Source organism: Sphingorhabdus sp. EL138, assembly GCF_900258045.1.
GTDB lineage: Bacteria > Pseudomonadota > Alphaproteobacteria > Sphingomonadales > Sphingomonadaceae > Parasphingorhabdus.
In genome coordinates this window covers 658,860-673,913 of the sequence record NZ_OGVD01000004.1, presented here as the reverse complement: position 1 = coordinate 673,913, position 15,054 = coordinate 658,860, and the positions used below count along the sequence as shown (strand labels likewise).

General features: G+C 49.2%; 9 protein-coding genes. 2 read left to right on the top strand and 7 right to left on the bottom strand.

What is annotated here, in order from left to right; all coding sequences use genetic code 11:
- Positions 1 to 3: 3 nt before the first annotated feature.
- The 4 genes from DK507_RS13105 to DK507_RS13090 form a co-directional block, all read right to left on the bottom strand.
- Positions 4 to 1,293 carry a 3-methyl-2-oxobutanoate dehydrogenase (2-methylpropanoyl-transferring) subunit alpha gene (locus tag DK507_RS13105; protein ID WP_109356798.1) on the bottom strand — a complete coding sequence of 430 codons (1,290 nt, stop codon included), beginning with the start codon at positions 1,291 to 1,293 and terminating at the stop codon, positions 4 to 6.
- 170 nt (positions 1,294 to 1,463) lie between these two features.
- Positions 1,464 to 4,751 (bottom strand): autotransporter outer membrane beta-barrel domain-containing protein, encoded by a 3,288-nt coding sequence (locus tag DK507_RS13100; protein WP_109356797.1) that lies wholly within the window; start codon positions 4,749 to 4,751, stop codon positions 1,464 to 1,466.
- Positions 4,752 to 4,939: 188 nt separating this feature from the next.
- Positions 4,940 to 5,869 (bottom strand): thymidylate synthase, encoded by a 930-nt coding sequence (gene thyA, locus DK507_RS13095; protein ID WP_109357682.1) that lies wholly within the window; start codon positions 5,867 to 5,869, stop codon positions 4,940 to 4,942.
- A gap of 150 nt (positions 5,870 to 6,019) precedes the next feature.
- On the bottom strand, positions 6,020 to 6,601 hold the full coding sequence (locus tag DK507_RS13090) for a hypothetical protein (protein ID WP_109356796.1): 582 nt from the start codon (positions 6,599 to 6,601) through the stop codon (positions 6,020 to 6,022).
- A 455-nt stretch (positions 6,602 to 7,056) separates the two neighbouring features.
- Between DK507_RS13090 and DK507_RS13080 the strand changes: the two genes are divergently transcribed.
- Both DK507_RS13080 and DK507_RS13075 read left to right on the top strand, forming a co-directional pair.
- On the top strand, positions 7,057 to 9,213 hold the full coding sequence (locus DK507_RS13080) for an EAL domain-containing protein (RefSeq protein ID WP_109356794.1): 2,157 nt from the start codon (positions 7,057 to 7,059) through the stop codon (positions 9,211 to 9,213).
- A gap of 127 nt (positions 9,214 to 9,340) precedes the next feature.
- On the top strand, positions 9,341 to 11,800 hold the full coding sequence (locus DK507_RS13075; protein ID WP_162559043.1) for a hybrid sensor histidine kinase/response regulator: 2,460 nt from the start codon (positions 9,341 to 9,343) through the stop codon (positions 11,798 to 11,800).
- Positions 11,801 to 11,808: 8 nt separating this feature from the next.
- Here the strand turns inward: DK507_RS13075 and DK507_RS13070 are convergent, their stop codons facing one another.
- The 3 genes from DK507_RS13070 to DK507_RS13060 form a co-directional block, all read right to left on the bottom strand.
- Positions 11,809 to 12,762, bottom strand: a complete 954-nt coding sequence (locus tag DK507_RS13070; RefSeq protein ID WP_162559042.1) for a crotonase/enoyl-CoA hydratase family protein — start codon at positions 12,760 to 12,762, stop codon at positions 11,809 to 11,811.
- A gap of 291 nt (positions 12,763 to 13,053) precedes the next feature.
- Positions 13,054 to 14,055: an NAD(P)H-dependent glycerol-3-phosphate dehydrogenase gene (locus DK507_RS13065; RefSeq protein WP_109356791.1), complete on the bottom strand. Its 1,002-nt coding sequence runs from the start codon at positions 14,053 to 14,055 to the stop codon at positions 13,054 to 13,056.
- Positions 14,056 to 14,123: 68 nt separating this feature from the next.
- The gene (locus DK507_RS13060; RefSeq protein ID WP_109356790.1) at positions 14,124 to 15,053 is read right to left on the bottom strand and encodes an alpha/beta fold hydrolase; all 930 of its coding nucleotides are present in this window, start codon (positions 15,051 to 15,053) and stop codon (positions 14,124 to 14,126) included.
- Position 15,054: the final 1 nt, after the last annotated feature.

Here is a 15,054-nt window from a genome sequence, read left to right as displayed (position 1 = left end):
TCATTATCTAGATGCCTCCGCATCAGGCCATTTGATTTCCCGTTCTTTGTTCGCTTGCTCACTCTGTTCTCTCAAATGCCAGGGCATTTCTTCAAAGACATCCTGGAACATGGTTTCAAACGGCTGGTGCAGACCATGACCCAAAATGCCGTTTTTCTCGGCTTCCTTGGTCGCCACTTTCACGGCTTCAATACATTCTTTGTCGAGCGCTTCATGCTGCTCCTTGCTCCAAACACCGCGATGGATCAAATGGCGCTTCAATCGGGTAATCGGATCGCCCAATGGCCATTCTTCCCGCTCCTGCGCGCTGCGATAAGCACTAGGATCGTCAGAAGTACTATGTGCCTCGGCGCGATAGGTGAAATGCTCGATCAATGTAGGGCCGTTATTGGTACGCGCCCTTTCCGCTGCCCATTGCGTTGCCGCATAAACGGCCAACGGATCATTGCCATCCACCCGCAACCCGGCAATGCCATAGCCAGCTGCCCGCGCCGCAAAGGTCGTCCGCTCTCCGCCGGCGAAGCCAGAAAATGATGAGATCGCCCATTGGTTGTTCACGACATTCATAATGATTGGCGCGTTATACACCGTCGCAAAGGTCATCGCGCTGTGGAAGTCGCCTTCCGCGGTGGACCCCTCCCCACACCAAGTCGCCGCGATACGCGTATCCCCTTTGGCCGCACTTGCCATCGCCCAACCAACAGCTTGCGGATATTGGGTCGCGAGATTGCCGGAAATGGAAAAGAATCCCAGTCGGCGCGAACAATACATGATCGGTAGCTGACGGCCCTTCAACTTGTCTTCTCGATTGGAGAAAATCTGGTTGATCATGTCCACCATCGGATAGCCGCGGACAAAAAGTATCCCCTGCTGCCTGTAACTAGGAAAACACATATCATCGCTGTGCAGCGCCATGGCTGCCGCAACTGAAGTCGCCTCTTCACCCGTGGATTTCATATAGAAGCTGGTCTTGCCCTGTCGCTGCATGCGGTGCAGCCGGTCGTCAAACGCTCGAACTTGTGCCATGGTTTTCAGCATCTTGAGCAGCGTGTCATCAGAAAGCTTCGGATCCCATGGCCCAACTGCTTTATAGTCTTCATCCAGCACCCGGACCATATCATACACCATTTCACGCATGATTGCCGGATCACTACTGACATCGGGACGCGGTTGATCACCTGCGCTTGGTATGTCTACATCGCTATAATCAACTGTATCACCCGGGCGATATTTCGGTTCAGGAACATGCAGGGATAATGGCGGTAAATTGGTTTTGCTATTGTCGTCAGCCATCCAAAATCTCCTGCTTTGCCACATTGTTGCAGCGCAATATTTGTTTCAATTGATTGTTATATTATTTCATCTTCCCAAAAAGGTCAATATATCTGTCCTATACCGTTCGACAAAAAAGGGGAGCAGATATCTGCTCCCCTTTTCCACGTTATCCTCGGCGATGTCTATATTCAGAAGCGCACAGCCATGTTTACGACTGCCCGATCATCCCGGAAGACCTGTTCACCTAACCGGGTTTCAATCGCCGCACCAAAGCTCAAGGGGCCATTGGTGAAGTTAAACCCACCTTTCATCTCCCCATAAGACGCATCCTGCAATCCGATAGGCAATGCGAACGGTAGATTTTCTGCATCCAGGAAACGCACACTAAAGTTGGTGTCATTTCCGGAAATCCGGTTAACAAAGTCCAGCTTCATCTCAGGCTGAAATGACCATCCCGAGGCAAAACCCATTTTGGTGATGCCAGATATTTTCAAACCTATCTTGGCTTCCAAGCCGGCACGACTAATTTCATCAACAGCCATTGCGAGACTACCGGCACTGTCGCGGAACCCATCAACATTATAGGATGAATAGCCGATGCTGGCACGTGGTGTCAGCAGCAAGCCATCTACATCGACATTGTAACCAGCTTCAATCTCACTGGCAAATGCCAAGGAGTTAGTGTCCAGCCTGTTGAGCGCTGTTCCGCCGGATATCCTACTGTCGGAACCGATACGGGAATGAGACATGGACGCTTGTCCACCGATATAGAAGTTACCGCCAAGACGATAGTTGCCATAGACCGACGCCTGATTGGTCTCAACATTCGCCAGACTTCCGCTAACTTGCTGGGCACCATCAGCATAGCCAAAGGCAGTGCCAAGAGTAGTGCGGTCGTCCAAGCCAAATTCCAGGCCCATGGCAATATGCCAGCTTCCTTGTTTGTCTTGCGCACCATTACCACCAAATGCCAATGCAGACTGATCATATCCAGCCGACATAAAGCCACTCATGTTCTCAGGTAGTTGCACTGCATTCCAGTCGGAAGACTGGTAGTTTCCGGCAAAGCTTAGCTGTGAAGCCGAGCTATTGGTGAGTTCGCGACTGTTCAGGACTCCCGGAGCACCGATGATCCTGATCTTGCCTTTCACACCTTCTTTGGCACCAAGCAACGACAGACGATCGGATACCAGATTACGCATGGCGGTGCCTTGTTGCTGATCGAGTGTCGTCGTCCGCCCGGCTTGAGATGCCGAGAGATTTTGGAAGGTCGCACTTAACTGACTGGCTTCCATAACATCAATCAAACCGAAGACGTCGGACAGATCGTTGTAAGAGCTGCTTCGAGCGCCGTCTAGCGCACTGGCAAATGCCAATGAAAATGGGTTGATAATGCCATTTCCGCTGAAGAAATCAGAGAAACGGATAGCCCGCATTCTCGCGGTTACGTTATTGGGGCCATAAATCAGCTCCGGATAAAGTACACCAATCCTTCCAACAACGTCGTCAAAGGTGTTTTCGACACCACCTTCGGCTGTGACAATTTCAAAGGTTTGACCAAACCTCGCACTGTTGCGGCCGAAGGCATTGACTACCGCGGCGGTACCTCCCAAGGAAATGATACCAAGATTGTCGGCATCACCAAGTACAGCCAGCTTGTCATTGCCTGACCGGTTAACATCAAAAATTGACAAGGTGCCGGATGCCAGGATGACATCGCCAGCTATCGTCAGCGTGCCGGTATCACCAAAGTTACGGCCAGGTGCTATCGAACCATTGACAGAAGTCAGAAATGTTGGATCAAAAAGCCCGTTCCCGGTTAATAGCCCTACACCAAGAAAAGCCTCACCCGTGGTAAGAGTACCACGAAGATCAAGCCAACCGCCTGTCTGTGTATAATCTCCCCAGACTTTCAGGCTCCCTCGCCTGCGGATATCAAGCCGCGCTGCGCCCTCTATATTCAGACGATCAATTGTTACGTCATCACGTAGCCTTGTTGCACCGCTGGCGGCCAATGTAACTTCATAATAACGTGCACGAACGCCGGCTGATGGATCAGCGACCACGTTGTTCGGGACGAAGTTACGACTTCCCGGACCACCTTCAATAAAGACACTATTCGGAGTGCCTTCATCAAACTCGACGCTTAAGGTTGAGAGGTCCAGGCAATCATCCAGGAAACAAACATTACCGAATTTCGGTGTGTCGCCTGTAACGCCCGGCGCTTCGAAGCCAGGTAGTGCATTGACCAATTCACCATCGACATTAATGCCATAGTTCGGATCCATATCCTGCACCCAATGGCGCGGGTTCATCCAGTTGCGTGTTCCAGCGCGGCTGGAGGCATAAACATAACTGTTGTTCGCAACGATCTGATCCCAGAACAGATAAAGTGGCTGATAGAAGCTTTGCGTGCCATAGGATGAGAATGGTTGGAATGTCAGTTCCGGATTGGGGTCATCCTCGCTTCCGAAAAACCTCGAACCACCAGACAACACGGATGTAATGACCGGTTTGTCGAAAAGCTCGTCAGCAACCAATGCGCTCCCAGAATCCCCGCCTGCTGTTGTTCCTTCGCGCGGCAAGGCAGCTCCGTCATATAGATCGAAATCGAACAAGCCATTTTCCGGATCAAAAACCGCTTCTCCCGCCGGACTATCAAAATCCGTATTATAAAGGGTCTGTGGCAATGCCGGATCATCGGGACCAAAGAGGAAGTTATTCCTGTCATCGAGCGAGCTGGCGGATGAGATCATGTTCTCCGCAATACGGCGCCGGAAATCAATGCCGAGATTGGATCCATCGGGACCCAATCCTCTTGCCCCGTAACCGTTGATAACACCGTGTGTCTCTTCTCTCAATGGTGAGAAAAGCAGTGTCCAGGTTGGGACACCATCTGCATGTGTATCAAGCGTGGCAAGCGCTACATCTGCCTCTAAAAATCCGGTGGGTATGGAACGCTCATCATACCAGACCTGCTCAACATTATAGATGTTGAAATCCACGTCCGTCTGATTTGCGGTGCCACCATCAAGTCCAACCCAGCGGCGTACGGCAGGACGATTGTCCGCGCTAAAACCAAATGCAATTGCCGTTCCACCTGAGGCAAAGCCATAGCTCTCGGCAGACTGATCGTTCACACAGTGTGCCGCGAATATAACGGTGCGAGGGTTAATCAAAGTGCCGGTGCATAAACCTAAGCCAGTTGTATTTTGATCAGGCCGTACCGTCATCTGTCCCACGCCTGTCACATCAACAATATTGTCAAAAACACCTACCGGGGGCGGGTCGTCCAACGTGAGATCATCCCGAATGACGATACTGGGAGCATTCTCAACCATTATGGGACGAGATTGAGCGGAAGTGTCCGCGATACTTGGTCCCGTCTGCGCCTGGGCCGGCACGGCCAATCCGGCGAGACACGCTGTTGAAGATGCAGTTACAAATAAAGAACGGCTAAAGACAGAAAACGACATTCAAGCTCTCCCTAAGAGTTGGTTGAACTAATCGAAACTACTGTTTTAGGAACCCCTACGACTCGCTAAGACAGTACGAATATCATATTTTATTGTAAAATTGAATTGCAGCGATGCAATAAAGTTGCGCGGCGTTATGCCGCAGTAACCAGCTGCAGCAATATTGCACTGTAGTTTGGGATTGCCGCCTAAACGGCAACAGGCGCAGGAATATGAGGTTGCGGGGCATAATCCAGGACATCAAAGTCAGTAATCATATAGTCGAAAACAGATTCTGGTTTCCGCAATATTTTAAATTTGGGAGAGCCAACCGGCTCGCGCGACAATTGTTCTTCCACAAGCTCTGAATGGTTCAAGTAAATATGCACATCGCCGCCATTCCAAACCAGTTGCCCTGGTTCCAGATCACACTGCTGGGCGATCATGCGGACCAGCAACGCCGCAGAGAACACATTAAATGCAAATCCCAGTCCAAGGTCACAACTGCGTTGATACAGTATCGCTGACAATCTGCCTCCCGATACGTAGAACTGATACGTTTTATGGCAAGGCGGCAAAGCCATTTGATCCAATTCAGCGACGTTCCAGCCAGTAAATATATGGCGACGAGAACCGGGATTGTTTTTCAGCCCGTCAACGAGCAATTTTATCTGGTTGATACCTTTTTCTTCAAGACGATAGAGCCCCTCACCGGCCGGTGTGTAGCGCGGCCAATCAACCCATTGTTTGCCGTAGACCGGGCCCAAGTCACCCCATTGCTTAGCAAACGCATCATCCTCGATGATCCGCTGTTCAAATGCATCTCGGTCGATTTTTTCACCGGTTTCTCTCCGGTACTTGTCCAGCGGCCAGTCGGTCCAGATATGAACTTTTTGTTCTACCAGCGAACGGATGTTCGTATCTCCGGTCAGGAACCAGAGCATTTCTCTAGCTGCGGTTTTCCAGAACACCCGCTTGGTAGTCAGCAGCGGAATCGCATCGTCAGCCAGATCAAAACGCATTGTCGCACCAAAAATTGCCTTTGTTCCCACACCGGTACGGTCCACTCGTTCATCGCCGTGCGTCCAGATATGCCGCATCAGATCGAGATATTGCTGTTCATAATGCTCGCTGGGAATCACACGCTTACTCCATGTCAGTAGCGATCGATGCTATACAGCTCCACGGTTATCCTCAACCGGACAAATCATAATAAATTGGAACACTTCCATGACCATAGGCTTCAACCAGCATGCCGCCCATCGCACATCTCATAATCTTTAAAATTGTTATAGTTGCTGCCTCGCCCAAGCTTTAAAATCACCGATAATCTCTTTTTTGGGCGCCTCAAGGCAGTTAAACACACCGTTTAGAATGGCGGCGAGGAACTGACGCAAATCAATCAACGCATAAGGAGAACGATGGGCATCCAAGCCGTCGCTGGACAGGATTTGCATCATATCCTGATGAGACAGCAGTTTTACGATCTGGCTCCAGTCGGCTTCTTCTTTTAAAGACATAAGGTTAGACAATTCAACAATCAGGAAACATTTAAAGTCCCGGCTATCCTCTTCCTGAGCACCCAGCCCAACACCGGCAATTGCCGACAAGAAAACGTCTTCAAATTTCACAATTTCGTTTACACTTCGATCTGGTGTGGATCCGATTTCCAGGCAATCCAATGCCAAACCAATCAAGAAAAGCTCACGCCATGAATAGGCAACCCCCTTACCTTTTCCGGTATTAGCACCTGCAGGAAATCCAAGTCGTTGAAAATGTTGCAATCGCCCACGAAAGGCCACTTTTTTGGCGCTGGCAACATTATGTTTGGTGGATAAGATATCCAGTATCTCGGCATAGGTAAATTCCACTATTTCCCCCTTGAACAACAGCTGCGGATATATCTTACAATGATGAACATCATTGTTCTTGTTTTAACCTTGTGATCGCAATGCTGAATTGGAGTTCCGGTGGCAAGAAGCATCACAACCAAAATGGTTCAATCCAATGTCAGGCGCAACCTGCTTTGAAATCAGGTAAGATAGAATTGGGGACAAAATATTCGCATCTGGTCGCTTAAAAGCAATATCTCCCAAAAAAAAACGTGATTTGCCGGACTTAAGGGTGATTTTCTTCATTCTTTACTCCCTCTGGACAAAGATGATCATTCGCAGAACCACTGCGCGAGCCGAGGGTAAACTCGACTCTGTACTCAAAAAACACAATTTTTGGCCGATTTCCAAAGGTTGGCCAACAAAGATACAACCCGATACAATACCAATGACGCGTTAACCTTATTTTGATTATCGCCTCTTATTGCGACTATATGACCACGCGCGTTCTAATCGTCGATGACCGGCCTACAAATCTCAGGATTTATGCCCAGTTTGTGACCATGATGGGGGAAGAATATTCCTCCGTCACATTTGCTGATCCATTGGAAGCGCTTGAATGGCTAAATAGCAACAACGCAGAGCTGTTGGTTGTTGACTACAGAATGCCTCAGATGAACGGCGCAGAGTTCATCAAAAAAGTCCGCAAAATGTCTAAATGTGGTGATGTGCCAGCAATCGTGATAACCGCTCATCAGGACCGCGAATGCCGACTTTCCGCGCTGGATGCCGGTGCCACTGATTTTCTGCAGAGCCCGGTATCGCATGTGGAATTTTGCCGGCGCGCGACATCGCTTCTGACAAAAAGCCAAAAAAGCGATAATCTTAGAAAACGGGCGTCTGAAATCGAAAGGAAACATGCCGCACTTTCCGATTTACCGGATAGTAACGCACCAGCAAACAAGAGTATGCTGGAACAGATCATCGATACAATACCCATCATGATCAATGCCACCGATCGGGCCGGTCGCTGCTTGTTCACTAATGCCTATCAATCGGCACTTTTTGACAAAACACCTGACGAGATGGTCGGCCGAGATTTTGGCGAAATACTGGGCCCTGGCCTAGCAACAAATTCAAATCGCAGAAACGAGATAGTGCTGAAGTCGGAACAACCGATCCCACATTATGAGGAAAAATTCTCCAGCGATGGCGTTGAGCTTATTTTTCACTGCAACAAGTCTCCGCTGCTGAATCATAAGGGTGAGACAATCGGTGTATTGACCACTGCGGTCGACATCACGGCTCGCAAGTTTGCCGAAGAACATCGCACGCATCTGGCCTTGCACGACATGCTGACCGGGCTGCCCAATCGTGCGCTGCTGGCGGAAAAAGTACGCAAAACAATCGACACCTGTCAAAAGACCGGTCAGGAATCAGCTCTACTGCTGCTGGATCTCGACCGGTTCAAAGTCATCAATGATACACGCGGCCACCACAGCGGTGATACATTGCTGCGGGAAGTTGCAGAACGGTTGCTCGATATTATCGGACCGGACGATTTCGCGGCACGTATTGGCGGTGATGAATTCGCCATTATTCTTGGTAAAGTCAGCGGACCTGATGCGATCAACTCCCGCTGCACAAAAATACTGAAAGCAATTAATGAGCCGTACTCCATCAGCGGAATCGAGCAGGTCATCGGAGCCAGTATCGGCGTTAGCTTGATTCCGAATGATGGCGACGAATATGAAGAATTGCTGAGGCTCGCTGACCTCGCGATGTACGATGCGAAAGCGAATGGCCGCAACTGTCATCGTTTCTTCTCTGAGGGCATGAACCAGATTGCCCAGGCAGATGCATCGCTCGAGATTGAATTGCGTGATGCCTTAAGTCAGGATCAGTTCGCACTTGAATATCAACCAATAGTCGATGCCAAAACATTAGAATATGTAGGTTTGGAAGCACTACTCCGCTGGGATCATCCAACGCGTGGACGCCTGCTGCCGGTGCAGTTTATTCGCGTTGCAGACGATACGGGAATAATGGACTCCGTCGGCAAATGGGTAATAGCCGAAGTATGCAGCCAAATAAGGCGATCAGCGGATGAAGGTGTTGATCTTCCGCGTGTTGCTATCAATGTATCCCCGCGTCAGTTTCAGAATCAGAAAATCTGCGAAGAAGTGTTGAAGAACATTGAGTTGAACCAGATTGATCCTTCGAAGATTGTGATTGAGATTACCGAAGAATTGCTGCTGAATAATAATGATCATGTCAGCGATTCTTTAATCAGATTGCGTGAGGTTGGGGTCGGAATTTCGATAGATGACTTTGGAACCGGCTATTCCTCGCTACAATATCTAAGAGATTTGCCAGCCAATTGTTTGAAGATTGACCGTACTTTCATATCGCGGATTGAACATTCTGCAGCAGACCGTGCGATTATCGGTACAATTTCCCATCTCGCTCACGCGTTGGATATGCGGGTTATAGCTGAGGGCGTCGAAAATGATGCCCAGCTTGAACTCCTCCAAGCGTCAGGATGTGACGAGATTCAAGGCTTCAAAATAGCGCGTCCACAGCGTGCGACAGACTTGTCGAAATTGTTCGGAGTACAACGGCAACAAGTTACCGGTTCGGCGGAAGGATAGCGGCATGCTACCTTTCTTGCAAAGCAAGCGCTCCACGAAGCAGCATAATACGCACAGACACGCTCATCATCATCGTCACTCACATCACAGCGACGCTACCGAGCGGGGTCGTGATCGCGAGAGAGAGATGATCATAAACCGACTGGTTTTGATCGTGATCGCGCTAACCGTCACCTATTTCCTTGACGGGAATGCAGACCTGATGCTTGGCTTTCAACTGCACCTTTTAGGCAGCCTGGCGATCTTTATCGCTTATCGCTTAAAGCCTGGGCCAAGCAACAGTCGACGATTGGCGGGCTTGGTGGTTGACTTCGGTGTGTCGACCTATTTGTTTGAAATTGGCGGCGGAGCAGTTGCTGCGCTCTACCCATTATATCTGTGGGTGATATTAGGCTATGGCTTCCGCTTTGGTATCAAATGGCTCGGTATCGCGGCTGCGCTAGGAACAATGTCATTCGGTTGGACCATATATTCCGTGCCCTATTGGCATCACAATTTATCCCTGTCTTTAGGCCTCTTGGGTGGTTTGATCGTCGTTCCTGCATATTGTTCGACCCTGATTATCAAAATATCCAAGGCAACGAAAGAAGCTGAAAGCGCAAACAAGGCGAAGAGCCTGTTTTTAGCGAGCATAAGCCATGAATTGCGTACACCGCTAAATGCCATTATCGGGTACGGCACACATCTGCTCGACATGAAACTGCCTGAAGCACAACAACAGATGGTGAGTACCAGCGTATCCGCCGGTCAGCATCTGTTACATCTGATCAACCAGCTATTGACCTTTGCAAGATCGGATACACAGGAAGAACTGCCGGAACCGAAGGAATTCAGTATCGTCGATGTGCTCACAGATGTGCGTGACATCTTGCAGTTGGCGGCGGCCGAAAAAGGTTTGAAAATTCACCTCGAAGCCGAAGCTCTGAGCGATCAAGCTGTTACGGGGCAACTCGATCATATCCGCAATATCCTGATCAACCTGACCAGCAACGCTGTGAAGTTCACCGAAACGGGTACAATAACATTGAAGTGCGGAATAGATGATGATGTCTCCGAAGCTCCAGTGTTATGGTGCTCTGTAACCGATACTGGGCCGGGCATACCAGCCGAAGCACATGAGAAAATATTTGGCGTTTTCCAGCAAGCAGATGACAGTATTATTGATAACTTTGGCGGCACGGGTTTGGGCCTTGCTATCTGTAAGCAACTGGCGATCCAGATGGGCGGCGATATTGCGTTGGAGAGTACTGTGGGAAAGGGCAGCACGTTTACCCTTGCTTGCCCAGTTGAACCGGTCGTCGACGTCGAGGTTGTTCCCAATCCCGAAAGCTATCGAATATTGTCGTTGGGATTTGGTCTGAACGGCCCGGACATTGAGCAAGAGGACGAAGGATCTGTTGTCATTGAGCATATTCAATGTGCCCCAAATGACCGCTTGGAATCGATCCTCAAAAACCGCCCGCTTTCTTCATACGACATGGCTCTTCTCGATGAAGAAATCGCAGAGCAACACAGAGATGACTCCATATTCTGGAGTCATTTTCGTGAGGCCAAACTGCCACCTGTCCTGCTCTCTAAAAGTGGCAGCAAGAGCCTAGACGAGATCAAATTACGGGCCGCTTTCGCATCAGTGCTACCAGCATCTGCGGACTTTGATACTGTGCGCAGCGTTGTTCAAATTGGCTGTTCTTTCAATCGCACCGGCAAGAAACTGGAAGACAATCCTAACCGTATCATTCGAACATCTGCTTCGCTCAAAATATTGGTTGCTGATGATAATCGTACCAACCAGATGGTCTTGCAAACGATCCTTATAAATGCTGGCCATGAAGTAGTTGTTGTTTCCGACGGTGAGCAAGCTCTTGATGAACTTGAGCAATATTCTTTCGACATAGTATTTCTCGACGTCAACATGCCAAATATTGGTGGCATAGAATGCTGCAAGCTATGGCGTCAGATCGAAGGGCCTCGCCACCATATTCCGATTATTGGCCTGACAGCGGATTCCACGTCAGAAACAGAGAAAAAATGCCTTGATGCCGGCATGGATTTACGGCTCACAAAACCAATAGAAGCAAGCGTTTTGCTTGACACCGTTGCAGAACAGACAGGCAATTTCCATAAGGCAAATGAAGTGCAAGAATCGCTGCGTCATGATCCATTTAATGTTGTTCAAGTCATCGGATCAGAGTTGACAGATGACCCTCAACCACCAATTGACGCGGGGCAGATGGATTATTTGAAATCCATAGGCGACGAGGCGTTCGTTCAGTCAATCATAGATGCATATGTTGAAGACGCGTCGGACATTATGAGAGCCTTCAAAAAGTCGGTTGAAGACGGCAAGGTAGAAGATTTTCGTTTCCATGCTCACGCTTTTAAGAGCGGTGCCAACAATGTCGGCGCAAAAAAATTATCTCAAATCTGCAGCCACCTGGAAATCATAACGGAATCAGAGTTCACGCAAAAGCGATTTGAATATCTCGTACAAGTCGAACTAGAAGTGTCACTCATCAAAGCTTTCTTGAACGGTCCGGAAATGGCTGAAGACGGCAAGACCGATAATGGGTATAGCGCAGCAGGCTAAGCTTGTAGCTAAACAGTCTTGAGCGAGCGGGCAATTCGACGCTCTTGCGCATTCGCAAGGCGCTCCATTTTTCTTACATCGACTTCATCAAGGTAAAGTGCCGTTTCTGCCCACATCTCCGTAATTTCGAGCAATTCATCGATCGTTACGGGATTGGCGAGGCGACGCGCTTTGTAGACAGCACGTTCAGCGTGGAACCGCTTCCGGTTTTGCTTGGTATATTCAATAATGGCTTGCTCGCCCTTACCGTCCTCCGCGAGGATATCAATCACGCCCATCTCATAGAGCTGTTCGGCTGTGAATAATTTTCCTTCGAGAATAAACTGTTCTGTCTCTTTGCGGCCGAGACGCTGACGTAAATAACTGTAGGCACCCATACCGGGGAAGAGATTGAATAAAATTTCGGGCAGGCCCAGCCTTGCACTTCTCTCGGCCACCAGAATGTCAAAAGCCAAAGCATGTTCAAAACCGCCGCCCAACGCATCACCCTGCACCAAAGCCATGGTAATAATTGGGGCGCCAAAACCTGTGCTGTTCGCATATTGCATATGCACGCAGGTACGGGCGTATTTCTTTAAAGCACCCAAGTCGCGACGCCGAATACAGTCCGCAAAATGTTTCAGGTCGCCGCCGAGATTGTAAATGCCAGGGGTACGCGATCCACAAACAAAATAGCGCATTGGGTCCTCGGTATGGGTTCCATCCATGGCATAATTTGTATGAATCCAGTCTTGGACCATCTGGATTTCATCGCCCAATTCATATGTGTAGCTGGGGCGAGATTTCTGGTTCATATAGCACCAGAAAATTTCATCCGTTTTGTCGAACCGCAAATCAATTTCATTGAAGTTCTGTTTGAATATATCATAGCCAAGACCACGGTGCGGTGTGATCAGTGTTTCTGTCGCGTCGAATACGAGATCAGTCTCAGCATCGTTTACGGCTTGGCTTCGTAAATCCATATACATACTCTCCACATAATCGGGGCTACGTCGAAACTCTGACGTAACAATTTCCGAAGTGCTTGAGAGATATTTTTATGGCACGCCCCAAAAAGAAGCAAGCAAAAGTCCTTAGCTTAAACTTCATCCTTAATGGACCAAAAAAAATACCAGTCTTTGGTGACGCTTAGTGGTAAATAAGCTTTTGTAAAATCTAGTAAATTTTCAACTTGAAATGACCGGTTTTGACAAAACGGCTTGACGTTTTCGGCCAATTCTTTCTGGATAAATTACAGTTTCTTTCGATACTATCTATCCGGCATCAGCCTCTGAGCCTGCAGATGCACTGATCAGACCGCGATAAGCACGGACAGCCGAACGCGTTCCTTTTGTTACTTCAAACACGTCTTCTGCAATCGGCATTGCAACACTATACTTTTTGGCCAAAGCCATGACCGTCGGCGCACTTTTGACACCTTCAGCAACCATCAGCATTTCTTCGATAATATCATCAATTTTGCGCCCCTTGCCCAGCTCGACACCGACATGCCGGTTTCGGCTCAACGGGCTCGTGCACGTGGCGATCATATCCCCCATTCCCGTCAGGCCGGCAAAAGTCTCGGGTCGGCCACCCATAGCCACTCCTAATCGCGTAATCTCTGCCAAACCGCGAGTGATCAGAGCGGATCGAGTATTGTCCCCTGCCCCTAATCCATCCCCCATGCCAACGGCAATGGCGATGATATTCTTCAGGACTCCGCCCAACTCGCAGCCCAGCAAATCGGTATTGGTATAGACACGAAACATTCCGGAGTGGAAAAGCTGCTGGAGTTGCTTGACGATAATCTCGTCTTCCATTGAGATCACGCTGGCGGCCGCCTGCCCGGCCATGATTTCCCGCGCCAGATTGGGTCCGGTCAGGACCCCAACAGGATGGCCAGGTAAAACATCTTCGATGACTTCAGTCATACGTTTGCCAGTGGAGAGCTCCAAACCCTTTGTCAGGCTGATGACAGGAACCCATGGTCGCAAATAGGATTTGGCTTCTTCTAGCACATTGCGGAAATTGCTGGACGGAATTCCCATAACGAGTACGTCAGCGTCAGAGACAGCCTCACCGATATCGCCCGTGGCTTCCAGTGCTTCCGGCAACGCGGCATCAGGCAAATATTTGCTGTTTCGGTGATTGTTATTAATATCGTCGACAGTGTCGCTGTCTCGGGCCCATATCTTGATCGGGGCATTGCGCGAAACCAGTGATGCCACGGTTGTCCCCCAGGACCCTCCACCCAATAGCCCGACGCGCAATTTCATAGCTTTTCCCCAAATTTTACTGCGACTCCCCTCTTGAGGAGTTCTATGTCGCTAAACTGGCTGGAAATTTAGTGTTTTGCAAGAAATGCCCGGTGCACAGTAGCAGTCTCTTTGGGTCTCTCGATCATCGGAATATGCCCGGTCTCTTCGAAAATAACCGCTTCACTATCCTTGATACCTGCATCCAGCACCGCAACACAGCTAACATCAATCAACCGATCATGGCGCCCCCAGATGATCAGGCTTGGCGCCACTACCTCGCCGAGGCGATCATTGAGAGGATGATTGATACCGGCACCGGCAATTTGCCAGAATACTTTGTCGAGAACTTCTCTATGGGCTTCGGCCTCTGCAAAGAATATTTTCTTGAAGTTCTTTGGCATCGGCACTGGTTTATAAGAAACAAAAGCCATTAGCCGATCAACATCGGAGACGTCGCTCAGCGCCAGGGAATTTTCACCTTTTTCTGCCGCAATTGCCAATTCGCTCTTCACGTCGCCCATGACGCCAGCATTGTTAAACAAGGTCAATGATGCAACTTTGTCCGGATATTCCATTGCAAATTGCAAAGCGATAAATCCGCCCATGCTATTGCCGCCGATATGACATTTGGGGACATTGATAGCGTCCAGGAACGCACTCAATCGATGGACCTGTGAGACGATATCATAGTCACGATCCAGAGATCGGTTGTTCTCACCAAAGCCTGGCAGGTCCGGTGCAATCAAACGATGATCCTTGGTGATATGCGGTGCGTAAATTGACCAGTTATCCTTGTCACCACCAAAACCATGCAACAAAACGAGTGGCACACCCTCCCCTCGTCCACCTTCCAGATACGGCCAGACATTGTCACCGACTTTGATGAATTTTTGGCGCATTCCTCCCCGGAGGCGCAGCGAAGCGGTCATGAGATCATAAAGCGCCTTCGGAAACACGAAATAGGCGATCAACACCGCCATTATTATGGTGCATAAAATATATAGAATGATCATCATT